The organism is Mycobacterium sp. P4_H6, assembly GCF_056400845.1.
The window spans coordinates 52,414-68,659 of record NZ_JBFUKN010000003.1 but is presented as its reverse complement, the minus strand read 5'-3'; the positions used below and the strand labels follow the sequence as shown (position 1 = coordinate 68,659).

Sequence of the window (16,246 nt, the reverse complement as noted above, 5' to 3'; positions counted from 1 at the left end):
GTCCCGAAGCTACCCGAGGACTTCCGGCGGGCCCACCTCCCGACCGAACAGATGGTTGCCCAGGAATGCGGTGACCACCTGGTACCAGATCTTGGCGTGCTGCGGGGCCCCGACCCAGTGCCCCTCCGACGGGTAATAGAGGAACTGGTGGGCACTGTTGCCGTCGTCGTCGGCGGGCAGACCGGACAGGCTCAGCAGCTCGTACCAGAGCCGCAGGCCCTCCCCGATGGGCACGCGGTAGTCCTTGTCACCATGGATGACCAGCATCGGTGTGCGGATGTTCGCCACGTGGTGGTGCGGGGAATTGCGCTGCGTCATCTCCTCGGTCATCTCGCGCACCCACCAGTAGGCGCCGTCGGTCGTGTGCCCGAACTGATCCAGCGCCCACAGGCTTGCATGGGTGACGATGGCATCGAAGCGGTCGTTGTGTCCGGCGATCCAATTGGCCATGTAGCCGCCGAAGGATCCGCCCATCGCCGCGGTGTGCGACTCGTCGACCCGGGGGTGCGCGCAGGCGGCGTCGGTGACCGCCATCAGATCGGTGTAGGGCGCCGCACCCCATGCTCCCCAGCCGCGTTGGATGAAGGCCTGGCCGTATCCGGTCGACAGCGCCGGGTCCGGCAGCAGCACGGCGTAACCCTGCGCTGCGAGCAGCCATGGGTTCCACCGCCAGTGCCAGGCGTTCCAACTGGCCAACGGTCCACCGTGAATCCAGAGGAGCAACGGCGCCGGATCGGGACCTTGTTCGCCGGGGCCGTCGGGCAGCACGAGCCAGGACCGGATCGTGGCGCCGTCCTGCGCGGTGGCCGTCACTTCTTCGACATGCCCGGGCAACTCGGGCAGCTGGACGCAGGGCAGCACCGTGACGGAACCGCCGGGGTCGATGCGCACCGGGTGCGGCGGGCTCAGATAGGAACTGCGCAAGGCGAATATCGCCCCGCCTGCGGCGGCCTGCACATCGCTGTAGGTGAAATCGTCGGCGGTCAGCCGGGTCACCGCGGCCGTGCCGGGATCGACGGCGAAGACCGGTCCGCGCCCGCCCTCGTCGGCGGTGACGATCAACTGTGCGCCGTCGGCGGACCAGGTCACCGATGTCGGCCAGCGGTCCCAGTCGCCGAGTTCCACCCACGCCTCGCCGAAGCTCATGCAGCACAAAGTGATCCGCGGCGCCCGGGTCGGCGTGGAGGTTGTCTCGCGGAGAAAGGCCAGCCGGCTTCCGTCCGGAGAGATGGCAGGCTCCCCCAGATCGGCGCCGGGATCCTCGGCGACCGTGGTGTGCCGGCCGGTGGCGGCATCGATACGCACGAGGTGCGAGCGCAGCGCCACCCCGGGTGCCGCGGCGTTCCATGCGGTGACCACGAAACTGCCGTCGGCGCTGACATCGAGTGCCGTATCGCGCAGGGCGCCGCCCGGTCCGGGAGTCAGGTCGCGCTGGCCGTCGGCGTCGAACAGGTGCGGCTGGCCGGGTCCCAGGTCGTGATCCCAGTGCCGCACCGGATATCCGGTGTGCAGGATCGCCGACACCTTGTTGTCCTTGCGCAGCGCGCGCAGCCGCTTGTCCTCGTCCAGATCCCTCGCCGCGGGCAGGACCGGTGCGGTGACGACGGTCCGCGCGGCGCGCTGCGCGGTGTGCACCGCGGCGACCCCGCCCGGCAGCGCGAGCTCCTGGACCGCCTCGCCGCCGGCCGCCGGCAATCGCCACAGTGCCGCCGGCGGCTCGTCCTCCCCGGCCCGTGGCCGGACCGCGACGAACAACAGGTCACCGCCGGCGGTGAAGGCGGGTGCGGACTCTCCCTTGGCGCCGCGGGTCAGCCGTCTGGCGGGCTCGACGCCTTGTGGGTCCAATTCCCATAGGGCGGTGAGGTATTCGGTGCTGTCGTGGTTCAGTTCGCTGATCGTGGTCACCACCCGGTCACCGCCCGGGGCGACGGCGAGCCCGGCCACCCTGGGCAACGCGAAATAGGCATCCAGGTCATGGAACGGTGTCATGACATCACCGTATCGCTGGATCCCTCTCCCGGGTTCTCCGTGGCCTACAGGACCTCGGCGACCCGACCGGTGGCGTCCGCACGCACCTGCTTGTCACTGCGCTCACCCTGCACGTTGATGAGTATCTGCAGCTCATCGGCGAAGGGCAGATTGCGCTTGACGACGACGGACTGCACATCGCCGTCGGCGATACCGCTGGCCCCGATCGCATTGCCGATCGCGGTCATGATCGCGGTGGCGGGCACGTCGGTCACCGCAAACAGGTTCTGCTGCAGCGCCTCGGTGTCGTCGTCGTAGTCGACGGGGCGCAGGTCGCCGACGTGGCCCGCGGTGTAGGTCCATTGGTTGAGCTCCGTGGGCGCGGCCGGGTCGATGGCCTGCACGGTGATCAACTGCTGGGTGATGACGATCTCGACCACATTCATCGGGCCGGCACCGACACGCTCGGAGATGGCGCCGAGCGCCGTGTCGATTCCCTCGACGGTCACCAGGTCGCCGGCGGCGATCTCGGTGAGTCCGTCGGCGGTGTCGCTCAGTTGCTCGACGGCGGTGGTCGCGGCGTCGGTGATGGCCCTGATGTCGTCGATCTTGGAGCATCCGGTCAGTACCGAGATCGAGAGTGCGGTGGCGGCCAGGCCGAGGCCCAGGCGGGTGAATGTCGTCATGGCACAGAGCGTGTTGAGTGGCCGACGCTACCGATCCCAACTTCGGAGTGCGTCGCACCTCTTCACGCGGAATTAACTCGCCTTGACCGCTCGGACACATTCGCGCAGTTAGTTTCAATCCGGTACACCGTCAGTACCTCAAGGCCACTGTCGTTAAACGCAGTGCCTCCCCCACCCCATCCCCCAGAAACGATCGGCGGAGGTCCTTTTGACACCTGAAGTGGAGGACGCCCTCTCGACGATGGCGGCCGTCAACAACGAGTTCTTCTACTGGATGTCCATCGCCTTGATGATGCTCATCCACGCAGGCTTCCTCGCCTACGAGGTCGGCGCGTCGAGGTCCAAGAACGTGCTCGCCACGGCGATGAAGAATCTGCTGGCCTTCGCCACCATCGTGGCATCGTTCTTCTTCGTCGGCTGGTTCCTGTACAACGCGATGCCCAGCGGTTTCATCGAGATGACCGACGCCGCAAGGGCTGCGCTCCCGTGGAGCGACAATATGGGCCCGAACGTCCAGGACCCGGCGAGCGGCATCTTCTGGGGGGCCTTCGCGCTGTTCGCCGCCACCACCGGTTCGATCATGTCCGGTGCTGTGCTGGAACGCATTCGGACCAGCGGCTTCCTCGTGCTCACCGTCATGGTGGGGTCGGTCACGTGGATCATCGGTGCAGCCTGGGGGTGGCACGGCGCCGGTTGGATGCTCACCAAGCTCGGATTCCACGATGTCGGTGCGGCCGGGTGCGTGCACATGATCGCCGGTTTCGCGACGCTGGGCATCCTGATCAACCTGGGGCCGCGCATCGGGCGTTTCCTGCCCGACGGCACACCGGTGACCATCCGCCCGCACAACCTGCCGCTGACCATGGTCGGACTGATGATGATCTTCACCGGCTTCTTCGGCTTCCTGATGGGCTGTGTCATCTACGGTCCCAGCGGCTACGCCACCATCTACGGAAGCCCGACGACGTTGAGCGCCTTCGCCTTCAACACCCTGATGGGCCTGGCCGGCGGCATCATCGGCGCCTATGTCACATCGCGGGGCGAGCCGTTCTGGACCATCTCCGGTGGCCTCTGTGGCGTCATCGGCGTGGCATCCGGAATGGATCTGTACCACCCGGCGCTGGGCTTCCTCATCGCGCTGGGCGCCGGCGCCCTCGCGCCGTACCTCGGAAAGCTGTTGGAAAAGTTCAAGATCGACGATGTGGTCGGCGCGGTCTCCGTGCACGGCGGCATCGGCCTGTACTCGGTGCTGATGGCCGGCGTCTTCCTCTCGGGCTACCCGAACACCGACGGCAACCCGTCCGTCTCGTTCTGGGGCCAGGCGGTCGGCGCGGTGGTCTTCGCCGCACTCGGCTTCATCCCCGCCTATCTGGTCTCGCTGGGCCTGAAGAAGGTTGGGCTGCTGCGCATTCCGCCGGAGGTCGAGGAGCAGGGGCTGGATCTCAGCGAGGTTCCGGCCACGCCGTACCCGGAAGGTATCCCGATCACCGCGATGCGCACCAACGGTGCCGTGCTGGTGGTCACCGAGGAGGTCAAGTAAATGTTCAGTCCCATCGACAGCTACGACGACGCGGGCGTGGTCTTCACCTTCGGCGGATACTCGCTCGGCGTGTGGATCGTGTTCATCCTCGCGGTGTTGCTCTTCATCGGCTTCTTCGTCCGGATGATCCAGCACGAGAACGCCGCGTACCGGGCGATCATCGAGCACAAGCCGGTGGAGCCCGGCCCGGTGGCCGAAGGAGAACCGACGACCTACTGATCGAGCACACCGAAATCGCCCGGATCCTCGAGGATCCGGGCGATTTCTCGTACAGGCGGCCTGGCTGTCAGGCGGACCGCAGCCACTGGACCGCACGGTCGCGGTACCCGATGATGCCCTTGTAGTCGGCGATGTCCTCGGGCAGCTCGGCCAGCACCGCCGCCGCGCGCACCCGCCAGGCGTCGACGGCGGCGATATCGGCCAACGGCAACATATAGGTGCGGATCAGGAAGCAGATCGACCCCGACTCCGGCAACCGGATCAGGTGCTGCACCTCGACCCGAAGATGCACCAGCCGACCGAACTCCTCGTCGGTGACGCCGTTGATCATCGTGCGGTCGGGCCCCCACTCGTGATACAGCTCGGTCGAGACGTCAAGGCGGCGACCGATGGTCAACGTCCAGTTGGTGCGCCGGTAGGTCTCACCGGGCTGCAACCGCATGAGGAAATCCCTGGCGCGGGTGATCACGCCGGTGGCCCGCAGCCGGGGCACCGGCCCGTGGATCTCCAGGAACGTCATGCCGACGTCGAACCCGAACGACCAGTCCGCGGCGAAGGTGACCACGCCGGCGTCACCGAACAGGTCACCGTCGCGTTGGTCGAGCAGGACGATGTCCTCCTGCACCTGGCCGGCGATATAGGCAAGCGGTTCGGCGGGCAGCGTGCTCTCATCGCCGAGGATGAAGTCCTGTTCGATGCCCAGTCTGTCGTTACGCCAGCGCCACCCGGTGCCGTGTCGCTGCAGGGACATGCTGTCGGGGTAGCCGTTCGCGAGCTCGCGCATCAGGGTCAGCATGGCGTCCCAGCAGGCTGGGCGCATGTGTGGCAGCACCGCGTTGCGGGTGGGATCGGTCGCGAGAACGGCTGCCCGCTCGGCCAGTTCGTGTTCGTATTCGCTGTCGACATCGACCACCCGCTCACCCCAGCGCCCGACCGGGGTGGGGACCGCCGAGCCTGCGGGCTCGACATTGGTGCTGTAGCGGTAGGTGTCCGCGGCGAACGGGAAAGGAAAGGTACGAACGAGATCGGGTGTCGAGATCACAGTGCTACCTCCAGGGTTTCGTCGCCACCACGCGACACGCAGGCCATCAGCGCGTCGCCGGCCTCCTTCTCGGCGTCGGTCAGGTACAGATCGCGGTGGGTGATCGTTCCGGCCGAGACCGGGAGTCGGCATTCTCCGCACACCCCCCGGCGGCACAAATTGGGCACCTCGAAGCCACGGCGCTCCAACTCCTCCAGCAGCGAGACACCGGCGTCGACGACGAACTCCTCGCCGGTGGAGGTGACCCGGGCCGCGAACGGCTCACCCGGATCGAGCGCGTCGGATCCGAAGTGTTCCAGGTGAATCCGGCTGGCCGGCCATCCCAGATCCGCGGCCGCACCGGTGACGTACTCGATGAACGAGGCCGGTCCGCACACATAGAGGTGGGTGCCGAAGGGTTGGTCGGCCAGCGCGGCCAGCAGCTCGTCGGTGAAGGCCGCACGCGCGGTATGCATCGACGCATGCTCGCCGAGTCCTGCGACGACGTCGGCGTAGGCCGCCCGGCCCTCCCGGTGGATGTAGAGCACCCGGACGTCCCGTCCCCACAGCTGCGCGCTGCGCAGGTGCGACACCATCGGGGTGATGCCGATGCCCGCGGCGACGAGCAGGTGCCGGCGCGCCCGCAGCACCGGAGCGAACGCGCTGCGCGGCAGTCCGGCGGCGACGGTGTCGCCCAGCGCCAGCTCGTCGTGGATCCACCGTGAGCCCCCGGCGCCCTCGTCACAGCGCAGCACCGAGATCACATACGCGGTAGGCGAATTACCATCGCCGGTCAGTGAATAGGCGTTGGCACTGCCACCGCAGTCCACGACGATGTGGCTGCCGGGCGTGAACGACGGCAGGGCCGCCCCGTCGGGGTCGGCCAGGGTGAGGGTCCGAATGCCGCCGATCGTGTCATCGACCGCGGTGACGACGAGTTTGAGAGTGTTCACGAGACGGCCCCGGCCGGCTCTTCGGCATCGACCATGAAGCCCAGATATGTTCCGCCACGACGCGAAACATGGTAATAGACCAGGAGTTTCCGCTCGCACGATCCGCACGGCAGCACTTCGTCCAGCTGCACCCGCGCCCGGGTGACGGACCCGCAGTGCACACAGTGCACCGCGCGTGAATCGACCTCGGTGGACGCCACCGTCATCTCGTCGTCGGCGACACCGAGGCCCGTCGCGGCGCCGCGCAGGTGCAGGCAGGCGTCGGCGGGGCCGGCCATCATCAACCGCCAGCCCACCCGGGCATCGGCCAGGTCGGCCGTCAGCACCTCGATCGCCTGCCCGGCGTCGACCTGGTGCAGGCGTACCGCCGATTCACGACCGGCCGAGGCGATCTGGGCTACCCAGTCCCGTGCGATCTCGGCGCCGCCCGGCCCGAACGCGATGATGGTCCACGCACACCCGGACAGATCAGCATCGGGTCGGGTGGGGGTCAGCGCCCATCCGGGCACACTTGTCAGCTCGAGGTCCGGTCGCATGAGCCCTTTCCCGTGGACACCAGTGGTTGACGACGTTGCCCTTCAGGAAACCAAAGCTGCGTTTCGGTGATGTGACCTCGCTGTCTCGTCTGGTTGACGCGGCGCCCGATATGGTCGGCGGCATGTCCGAGCGCATCATGGTCGTCGGCGCAGGTATTGCCGGACTGGCCACCGCCGTCGCCCTGCGCCGGGTGGGCCATGACGTGACCGTGATCGAACAGCGCACGGACACCGCCACCGGTGCCGGCATCAGCATTTGGCCCAATGCCCTGGCCGCCCTGGACGTGCTGGGCCTGGGTGAGCAGGTGCGTGCCGCCGGCGGCAGGGTCAGCGCCGGTGCGGTGCGCTGGCGTGACGGCCGCTGGCTGCGCAGGCCGGCCGCCGACCGGATCGTGCGGGCCCTGGGCGAACCGCTGGTCATCATCCACCGCGGCACGCTCACCGAGATCCTGGCCGGCGCCCTGCCCGCGGGTACGGTGACGCACGGCGTGGCAGCCACCGCCCTCGAGGTGTCCCGCACCGGAGCCCGGATCACCGTGTCGGACGGGACCGTTGCCACCGTGGACGCCGTGGTGGGCGCAGATGGGGTCGACTCGCTGGTGGCACGCCACCTCAACGGCGATCTTCCCCGGCGGTACGCGGGGTACACGGCCTGGCGCGGAATCGCCTCGTACGCACTGGATCCCGATCTCGCCGGAGAGACCATGGGACCGGGGCTCGAGGTGGGTCACGTGCCGATGGGCCCCACGCACACCTACTGGTTCGCGACCCAGCGGGTGCCGCAGGGGCAGATGGCGGCGGGCGGAGAGCACGCACATCTGCAGCGTGTCTTCGGCGACTGGCCGGAACCGATTCCCGGCCTGCTGGCGTCCACCGACCCGGCGGCGGTGCTTCGCAACGACCTCTACGATCGCGCTCCCGCTGCCACGTGGGCGCGCGACCGCGCGGTGATCGTCGGTGATGCCGCGCATCCGATGCGTCCGCACCTGGGCCAGGGCGGCTGCCAGGGCCTGGAGGATGCCGCGATTCTGGCGGCGCTGACCGTCGGCGGGGAGACCGATCTGTCGAGCGCATTCGCGCGTTTCGCCGATTTCCGCAGGCGTCGGGTGCGCGCGCTGGTCCTCGAGTCACGGACCGTAGGCCGCGTCGTGAACATGCGACCGGCCGTACTCAGTGGGCTGGCCAGCCGGGCCACGGCTCTGATCCCGGAGGCGGTACTGGCCCGGCACCTGGCCTCGATCGCCGGGCGCTCGGCCTTCGTATTACCCGGCGACTGATATCAGCGCGGCTGGAAGGCCGCGGCGGCGGTCTCCACCATCTTGCACATCTTGCGGAAGTCGAAAAGCCCCAGCACTGCGCCACCGCGGATGGCCTGGCAGCCAACGGCGGCCGGAGCGGGAGTCTTGATTCCGGGGGTGCTGAAGACCGCCGGGGTGGCACCACGCGGCCCGCACTTGGGCCAGGCGCCGAGCCCCTGGGTCCGCAGCACGTTCTCGGCGACGCGGATCTGCTCGGTCCGCGAGGCCCCGGCCGGCGAGCCGACGCCACCGTTGGCGTTCCAGGTGGCCGGCTTGAACTGCAGACCGCCATAGTGGCCGTTGCCGGTGTTGATGCCCCAGTTGCCACCCGACTCGCACTGCGCGATGGCGTCCCAGTTGACGCTGTCGGCGGCGGCGGTGGCCGACATGGCCATCGGAGCCACCGAGAGCGCGCCGGTTGCGGCGGCCACCCACAGGCTCTTCGTCAGGATGTTCTTGAGGGCAATTCGGATGGTCTTCATTTGCGGTCCTTCCCCGACCGGTGACACGAGGGCCGCGAACCAGGAGTGAAGCGTTCTTGCGACGCGGTTATCTGGTGTTTCGGGTGACCGACATCACCCGTTACGGAGGGGACGGAAGTTTTAGCAGTTTCTTATGAGACAGGGGGATATCAGCGGTGTCTATGAGAAAACAATGGCGCCGGGCGTAAAGCCCGGCGCCATTGTGATTCGTCTGATATCGGGTTATCCCCGGCCACCGCAGGACGGCCAGGCACCGATGCCCTGGCTCTGCAGCACGTTCTCCGCGACGCGGATCTGCTCTTCGCGGCTGGCGGCGTGCGGCGCACCCGCGCCACCGTTGGAATGCCACGTGCCCATGGTGAACTGCAGGCCACCGTAGTAGCCGTTACCCGTGTTGATGGCCCAGTTGCCGCCCGACTCGCAGGCTGCAACGGCATCCCAGTTCACGGAGTCCGCATGTGCGGTACCTGTGGCCATAGCCATCGGGGCAACAGCGATCGCCCCGGCAAAAGTGGCCATACCGAACGTTTTGCGGATGTTCTTCAACGTCAATCCTCTCGCCAAGCGCGCGCCAAAGACGCCCGCGCGAACGCGGACGGAATGCCTGAATACACAGGCGGGGAATTTGGGGCGTGCCATCTCGGTCAGGCACGACAGTGGGAGACATAGGACGTCTCACCGGATGACACACCCGGTTGCCCGACAGGCATCTCATCCCGTCGTCGGCCCACTCACACGCAGGTTCTTGATTATGTAATTATTTGCTCCGGCTCTGGAGTTGAATTGAACGTACAAAAATCGCGCGGCGAAGTCACTTCGATGGAGAACGTGTCGCTTTCAGATCACAGGATGATCACGGCCGGGCATTCGCCCAGACCGCGCAGGTCAACACGGAATTCCATGGCGAAACCTGAATTGCAGGTCGAGACCTGTCTCGTGAGGCAGATCACAAGGTTTTTGTGAGCTGCGCCACCGGCGTCGCTTACCTACCGTGTGCAGATCGCAGGATTCCCCGAAAACGCCGCTCTTACACACCCGAAAAAGCCGCAGCGTCGCGATCTGTTCGCTGACCTACCAACCTACGCCCAGATTCAGCCGATCGGCCACTTTTGTTGCGGATGAACACCTTTGGATCGTCCGAAGTTAGATAGCGCAACTACATAGCAGCACAGCAATATTCGCATTGATTTGACCAAAACAGTTGCACCGCAGGCTTTTTCACCCCAGATAGGTGTGCAGCTGCACAGCTCGCCGACTCCCCTACGAGGCACCACCCCGAGGCGCGGTGCAAGCGGGCCGACAACCACGGCCTGCACACTTCGCATTAGGGCGCAACGGTGGCGACAACAGCCGAATCAGGCTGGTGCGCAGGACATTGACAGTCCGCGCCCCGGTGGTTCAAATCAACAGTGCGCCAGTGCATCTCGGGTAATCGGACCAGTTCCATACCGGTGGCGCAGCCGATTCCGACGTACGAGATATCTCATTCACGCGTTCGTTATTCGAACGTTATTGGAGCCGATAAACTCGGTTGAAGATAAATACGGCGAAATTCGCGTACGAATGTCAAATTTGCTGGATCAGTCGCCACAGCTGTGTACGCAATCAGCCCAGATCCTGCGGCGTGTTGACGTTGGTCAACTCGAGCCGTTGCTCCATGACGATGCGCTGGGTGTCGCCGTCATCGACCAGGGCGCGCATGCTGCGCTCGCCGGCCGCCACCAACTCGTCCGCCCGTACCGACAGCGCAGTGCGATACAGGCCGGCCAGGTAGTGGTCCCGCCCGTCCCAGGGCAGCACCACATCGGCCGCGGTCGATGCGGCGGCGACGGTCAGTTCATCGATGATGCGGGCGTTGAGGTGGGGCATGTCGACCGCGCAGACGAAGGCCCATTCCCGGCCCGCGTCCGCAGCGGCCCTCAGCCCGCGAGCCGTCGCCAACAGCGGGCCGACGCCGCGGACCTCGTCGCGCAGGATCTGGGCAGACAATTCGGGAAGCGCCTGGCCGGGCGCCGCGACGACAAACACCGGACCGCAGCGGGTGCCGACGGTGGTCACCACCCGTTCCACGAGTGTCTGACCCCGGATCACGAGGGTGGCCTTGTCCCGCCCCATGCGGCGCGAAGCACCCCCGGCCAGCACAATCCCAGCCAGGGCCGTACCGGTGGCGGGCCCCTGGGGTGCGGTCACCCCGCTGACGTTAGTCGACCGACCAGGTGTCCTTGCCGCGAAGCAGCGATTGCAGTGCGGCCGTGTCGTGCGCCTTGGCCTCACGTGCGGTGCTGATCTGCTGGCGCGCCGCGTCGTCGTAGGTCGGCTTGCTCACCTGGCGGAAGATGCCCATCACCATGTGGTCCAGGTTCTGCTCGGACAGCCGCGACAGGGCGAAGGCGTACGCCGGGTCGTCGATCGTCGCGTCGTGCACCACGAACTGATCGGCGGGCACATCGGCGGTCTTCGCGACCTCCAGGCCGAACCCGGACTTGACCACCGCATACTCACCGTCGGCACCGAAGGTGATCGGCTCGCCGTGGGAGACGTTGATCAGCCGGTCCTCGGCGCCTTCCTTGCGCAGCGCGTCGAACGATCCGTCGTTGAAGATCGGGCAGTCCTGCATGATCTCGACGAGTGCGGCACCACGGTGGGCTGCCGCGCCGCGCAGCACCTCGGTCAGGCCCTTACGGTCGGAGTCCAGCGCACGCCCGACGAAGGTGGCCTCGGCGCCCAGCGCCAGCGACACCGGGTTGAACGGGTAGTCCACCGAGCCCATCGGCGTGGACTTGGTGACCTTGCCGACCTCGGAGGTCGGCGAGTACTGACCCTTGGTCAGGCCGTAGATCCGGTTGTTGAACAACAGGATCGTGATGTTGATGTTGCGTCGCAGCGCATGGATGAGGTGGTTACCGCCGATGGACAGCGAGTCACCGTCACCGGTGACCACCCACACCGACAGGTCCTCGCGAGCCAGCGCCAGACCGGTGGCGATGGTCGGCGCGCGACCGTGGATCGAGTGGAAACCGTAGGTCTCCAGGTAGTACGGGAATCGGCTGGAGCAGCCGATACCGCTGACGAACGCGATGTTCTCCCGACGCAGGCCGAGCTCGGGCAGGAAGTTGCGGATCGTGTTGAGGATGACGTAGTCACCGCAACCCGGGCACCAGCGCACCTCCTGGTCGCTGGTGAAGTCCTTGCCCTTCTGCGGCTGGTCCGTCGTCGGTACCAGCGCAGTCTTGCTGAGGGCTTCGGTCAGGCCCAGGTCAGAGCCGATCAGGTCCGTCATGCGCTCGCTCCCACAGATTCCACGGTGGCCGCGGCCAACCGGGCGAATTTGGCCTTGTCAGTTTCCTTTTCGCGCAGCGTTCCGTCCAGCGCCGCGGCGATGATGCCCTCGACCTCGTCGGCCAGGAACGCCATGCCCTCGACCTTGGTGACCGACTGCACGTCGACCAGGTACTTGCCACGCAACAGCAGCGCGAGCTGGCCGAGGTTCATCTCCGGCACGACGACCTTCTGGTACCTGTTCAGCACCTCTTCGAGGTTGGCCGGGAACGGGTTCAGGTAGCGCAGCTGAGCGTGCGCGACCTTGATACCGCTGCGGCGGGCGCGCCGGCAGGCCTCGCCGATGGGCCCGTAGGAACTGCCCCAGCCCAGCAGCAGCAGTTCGGCGTCCCCATCCGGGTCATCGACCTGCAGATCGGGCACCGTGATGCCGTCGATCTTGAGTTGCCGCAACCGGACCATCAGGTCGTGGTTCTTGGGCTCATAGGAGATGTTGCCCGAACCGTTGGCCGATTCGAGGCCACCGATGCGGTGTTCCAGACCCGGCGTGCCGGGGATGGCGAACTGGCGGGCCAGCGTCTCGGGGTCACGCGCATAGGGCTCGAACGGCTCGCCGGACTTGGCGAACGTGTGCTCGATGGGCGGATAGGTGGTGATGTCCGGGATGCGCCACGGCTCCGAGCCATTGGCGATCGCGCCGTCGGACAGGATGATCACCGGTGTGTGATAGCCGATTGCGATACGTATCGCCTCGACGGCGATATCGAAGCAGTCCGACGGCGAGCAGGGCGCCAGCACCGCAACCGGCGATTCGCCGTTGCGGCCGTAGAGCGCCTGCAGCAGGTCGGCCTGCTCGGTCTTGGTCGGCAGGCCGGTGGACGGGCCGCCGCGCTGCACGTCGATGACGAGCAGCGGCAGTTCGGTCATCACCGCGAGTCCGATCGCCTCGGACTTCAGCGATACACCCGGACCTGAGGTACTGGTGACACCGAGGGCGCCGCCGTAAGAGGCGCCGATGGCCGCACCGATACCGGCGATCTCGTCCTCGGCCTGGAAGGTGAGCACGTTGAAATGCTTGTACTTGGACAGCTCGTGCAGGATGTCGGAGGCCGGGGTGATGGGGTATGTGCCCAGCACCACCTGGATATCGCCCAGTTGACCGGCTGCCACGATGCCGTAGGCCAGCGCGGTGTTGCCCGAGATCTGGCGATAGTCACCGGACTTCAGCTTGGCCGGGGCCACCTCGTACGTGACGGCGAAGGCCTCGGTGGTCTCGCCGTAGTTCCAGCCTGCCTTCAGCGCCAGCACGTTGGCCTCGGCGATTTCGGGCTTGCGGGCGAATTTGTCCCGGATGAAGGCCTCGCTGGCCTCGAGCTCGCGGCCGTACATCCACGACAGCAGGCCCAGGGCGAACATGTTCTTGGCGCGCTGGCCGTCCTTCTTGGTCGCACCGATGGCCTCGACGGCACCCAGCGTCAGCGTCGTCATCGCCACCGACTGCACGACGTAGTCGGAGAGCTCTTCGTTCTCCAGCGGGTTGGCGTCATAGCCGACCTTGGCCAGGTTGCGCTTGGTGAACTCGTCGGAGTTCGCGATGATCAGGCCGCCGCGGGGTAGGTCTCCCACATTGGCCTTCAATGCGGCAGGATTCATCGCGACGAGAACATCGGGACGGTCGCCGGCGGTCAGGATGTCGTAGTCCGCGATCTGGATCTGGAAGGACGACACACCCGGCAGAGTGCCCTGTGGTGCGCGGATCTCAGCGGGGTAATTGGGCTGCGTCGCAAGGTCATTGCCGAAGAGTGCGGCCTCGGACGTGAACCGGTCACCGGTGAGCTGCATGCCGTCACCGGAGTCACCGGCGAAGCGGATGACCACCTTTTCCAGCTTCTGCCGGGGCGTCCCCGTGTTGCCGTTCTGACCCACGACTTCCTGCCTTTCACACCCGCACGAATCGCGCTCAAGTCGCGGGGCGTTTGCGTCAAAAACTTTTGGTGTCACTGCCGGTAACCAGTATGGCACTTCTCTTAGGGTGACCAATGCCGGGCGAGCCGGCGACACGCGGGTTTCGTCGAGAAGAACTGCCTGTTCAGCGCAGTGAAGCAAGACGAGTTCCCGGCGCGATGTGGTCTTCATCACTTTTGGAGAATGTCATTCTCTAAGGAACTGGTTACCGTGCAGTAGCACTCTGCCGGTCAAACTTGACGGGTGTCAAGTGGATCGTTTCAACCAGGGCCTACGCCGGCGCCGAGCGCACCTGCACGCGCTTCTGCAATTCKCGGGCCACCAGCTCGCTGGCGATCTCGACGGCGCGGCGCGGATCGGCCCCGGCCGCGCGGTGGGCGACGTAACAGGCGGTGAACATGTCGCCGGCACCGGTCGTCTGCACGTCCATCACGCGCCACGCCGCGGGTACCCGCACCACGGTGCCGTCCTTATAGATGTCGCAGCCCTCGGAGCCGTAGGTCACCAGGATCTCGGGCACCCCAAGCGCCTGGGCCGTCGCGAGGTCGAAGGCGCCGTCGGCGACGATGACGGCCTCGTCCTCGGCGAGCTTGAGCACATCGAGGTGACGCAGCAGCTCCGGGGAAAAATGCCGGTCCAGTTTCAGCGGGCCGACGTTGTCGGCGCGCACCAGGCCCTGGCCGTCATAGGCGATCCGATGGCCGCGGGCCGCCAGATGAGCCAGGGTGTCGGCGGGAAAATCGGTACGCAGCAGCGGGGCCAGATGGATCCAGGTGGTGCGGGGATCGTCGGTGTCCACATCGCGCGGCGTCCACACCGGGCCGATCGCCTGGACGCCCATGTGCCGGTGATCGGTGTCGTCATAGTCCAGGCTGAATCCACTGGTCCGGTCCGACGGCAGTAGGCGCACCAGGGAGCCGAACCGCTCCAGCACCGGGTCGAAGAGCTCGTGATGCTTCTCCTCGCCCATCGCCACGATGTGGGCGGTGCCCGGCGCGGCCTCCAGCGCCACCCCGGCGAACGAAGCGCACCCACCTGGGCTCGGCGGAGCCCCATTGATGACGTCGATGGCCAGGTTCCCCAGCACTGTCACGCCCGGGACGAGCTCTGGCGCCATCAATCGATTCCCCTGCTTGTGGTTTGTCCTGTCGTCGGCACATGTTGACGTGGCCGTGCGCGGAAATGGTAGTCCGCGTCGCACCCTTTCAGCGATTCCGCAGTGTCGGCAACCGTGTGCCGATCATCACCCCGGCAGGTTGTACGGGGTGACGACCTGGATCGGAGTGGGCCGTACCGGCTCCTCGGGCAGGGCCCGGTGCTGCGCGAAGATGACCCGGATGGCCAGGCGCGCGTCGGCTCGCAGATCGTTGTGCAGCACCACCGAGAGCCTGCCCTGCCGGAGCAGCCTGCGGTTGTCGACATCCAGATCGTGGGCGACAAAGACCCGGCAGCGCCGATTCAGCGTGTCGAATGCCCCGACGGTCGCGTCGTTGCCACCGCCGGGCGAGTACACCGCCTCGATCCCGGGATGACGTTTCAGCGCGTCGAGTACCAGCCGTTCGTTGGTGGCGTCGATACCGTCGCTGTCGCTCACCTCCACGATCTCGCGTCCGGTGCCGCGCAGCCCGGACCGGAATCCCACCTCACGCTCGCCCTCGCCGCGGAATACCGTGCGACTCAACGTGATCAGCACCCCGGATGGCGCCTCACCGAGCCATTGATCCACCAGGAACGCCGCTGTCAGGCCGGCACCGTGATTGTCGATGCCCACATAGGCGCAGCGATCACTGTTGGCCACGTCGGTGGAGTAGGTGACCACCGGCACGCCGGCGGCGACGACCCGATCCACGGCCTCGGCGACCTCGGGTTCGTCCTGGGCCTTGAGGATGACGCCGTGGCTGCCTTTGATGCGGGCCAGCACATCCGCGGTCTGCGCTGCCGAGCCCGACTCCCACAGATGGAACCGGGCCCTCGGCACGGCCGGGGCAAAAGCGGGCAGTTCGGCCTCGATCGCCGCCCGGAAAGCGTCGGAGAACCGCTGCGGGGTCTGCATCACCACATCGATGAGGTAGCGACGACCGTTGAGCCGCAACTGCGCTCGCTGCTTGTCCAGGTCGGCGATGGCCTGCATCACCTCGGCCCTGGTGTTCTCGCGCACCCCGGGCCGGTTGTTGAGGACCCGGTCGACCGTCGCCTCGCTCAGGCCGGACTGCTGAGCGATCTCGCGAACCTTGTAGCGATGCATCCCGCCTCCCGCGGTGAGGTGTTTTTGACGGTTTTTTGCTGTTGATTGCGGTCG

The 16,246-nt window shown here is 66.7% G+C and carries 13 protein-coding genes and 2 pseudogenes; 3 read left to right on the top strand and 12 right to left on the bottom strand.

From position 1 onward, the window contains the following. Positions 1-9: 9 nt before the first annotated feature. Complete coding sequence (locus tag AC1DTF_RS02125) at positions 10-1,989, bottom strand: S9 family peptidase (protein WP_477472860.1); 1,980 nt, start codon at positions 1,987-1,989, stop codon at positions 10-12. Between the two features lie 44 nt (positions 1,990-2,033). Then, positions 2,034-2,654, bottom strand: a complete 621-nt coding sequence (locus AC1DTF_RS02120; RefSeq protein WP_477472859.1) for a hypothetical protein — start codon at positions 2,652-2,654, stop codon at positions 2,034-2,036. A gap of 208 nt (positions 2,655-2,862) precedes the next feature. Between AC1DTF_RS02120 and AC1DTF_RS02115 the strand changes: the two genes are divergently transcribed. Both AC1DTF_RS02115 and AC1DTF_RS02110 read left to right on the top strand, forming a co-directional pair. Further along, positions 2,863-4,194, top strand: a complete 1,332-nt coding sequence (locus AC1DTF_RS02115; RefSeq protein ID WP_057169601.1) for an ammonium transporter — start codon at positions 2,863-2,865, stop codon at positions 4,192-4,194. Continuing rightward, complete coding sequence (locus AC1DTF_RS02110) at positions 4,195-4,413, top strand: hypothetical protein (protein WP_057169600.1); 219 nt, start codon at positions 4,195-4,197, stop codon at positions 4,411-4,413. Between the two features lie 67 nt (positions 4,414-4,480). On the opposite strand, the gene AC1DTF_RS02105 is transcribed toward AC1DTF_RS02110, so the two are convergent. Genes AC1DTF_RS02105 through AC1DTF_RS02095 form a run of 3 tightly spaced genes read right to left on the bottom strand, consistent with a single transcriptional unit; the run spans position 4,481 to position 6,923 of the window. After that, a complete protein-coding gene (locus AC1DTF_RS02105; RefSeq protein ID WP_477472858.1) occupies positions 4,481-5,455 on the bottom strand; it encodes a heme-dependent oxidative N-demethylase family protein in 975 nt (324 codons plus the stop codon). After that, on the bottom strand, positions 5,452-6,387 hold the full coding sequence (locus AC1DTF_RS02100) for a PDR/VanB family oxidoreductase (protein ID WP_477472857.1): 936 nt from the start codon (positions 6,385-6,387) through the stop codon (positions 5,452-5,454). The genes AC1DTF_RS02105 and AC1DTF_RS02100 overlap by 4 nt, the downstream gene beginning before the upstream one ends. Further along, a complete protein-coding gene (locus AC1DTF_RS02095) occupies positions 6,384-6,923 on the bottom strand; it encodes a dimethylamine monooxygenase subunit DmmA family protein (RefSeq protein WP_477472856.1) in 540 nt (179 codons plus the stop codon). The genes AC1DTF_RS02100 and AC1DTF_RS02095 overlap by 4 nt, the downstream gene beginning before the upstream one ends. Positions 6,924-7,045: 122 nt before the next feature. Between AC1DTF_RS02095 and AC1DTF_RS02090 the strand changes: the two genes are divergently transcribed. Then, a complete protein-coding gene (locus AC1DTF_RS02090) occupies positions 7,046-8,200 on the top strand; it encodes an FAD-dependent oxidoreductase (RefSeq protein WP_477472855.1) in 1,155 nt (384 codons plus the stop codon). 161 nt (positions 8,201-8,361) lie between these two features. Here the strand turns inward: AC1DTF_RS02090 and AC1DTF_RS02085 are convergent. The 7 genes and pseudogenes from AC1DTF_RS02085 to AC1DTF_RS02055 form a co-directional block, all read right to left on the bottom strand. After that, positions 8,362-8,592 (bottom strand): annotated as a pseudogene (locus AC1DTF_RS02085) (transglycosylase family protein); the annotation flags it as partial. A 333-nt stretch (positions 8,593-8,925) separates the two neighbouring features. Continuing rightward, positions 8,926-9,159, bottom strand: a pseudogene (locus tag AC1DTF_RS02080) (transglycosylase family protein); the annotation flags it as partial. 1,149 nt (positions 9,160-10,308) lie between these two features. Continuing rightward, a complete protein-coding gene (mobA, locus tag AC1DTF_RS02075) occupies positions 10,309-10,893 on the bottom strand; it encodes a molybdenum cofactor guanylyltransferase (protein ID WP_477472854.1) in 585 nt (194 codons plus the stop codon). 10 nt (positions 10,894-10,903) lie between these two features. Next, positions 10,904-11,983: a 2-oxoacid:ferredoxin oxidoreductase subunit beta gene (locus tag AC1DTF_RS02070; RefSeq protein WP_477472853.1), complete on the bottom strand. Its 1,080-nt coding sequence runs from the start codon at positions 11,981-11,983 to the stop codon at positions 10,904-10,906. Beyond that, positions 11,980-13,908 carry a 2-oxoacid:acceptor oxidoreductase subunit alpha gene (locus AC1DTF_RS02065; RefSeq protein ID WP_477472852.1) on the bottom strand — a complete coding sequence of 643 codons (1,929 nt, stop codon included), beginning with the start codon at positions 13,906-13,908 and terminating at the stop codon, positions 11,980-11,982. The genes AC1DTF_RS02070 and AC1DTF_RS02065 overlap by 4 nt, the downstream gene beginning before the upstream one ends. A 310-nt stretch (positions 13,909-14,218) precedes the next feature. After that, positions 14,219-15,064 carry a PfkB family carbohydrate kinase gene (locus AC1DTF_RS02060; RefSeq protein ID WP_200962244.1) on the bottom strand — a complete coding sequence of 282 codons (846 nt, stop codon included), beginning with the start codon at positions 15,062-15,064 and terminating at the stop codon, positions 14,219-14,221. A gap of 126 nt (positions 15,065-15,190) precedes the next feature. Next, positions 15,191-16,192, bottom strand: coding sequence for a LacI family DNA-binding transcriptional regulator (locus tag AC1DTF_RS02055; RefSeq protein ID WP_057169592.1), 1,002 nt, complete (start codon positions 16,190-16,192; stop codon positions 15,191-15,193). Positions 16,193-16,246 lie beyond the last annotated feature (54 nt).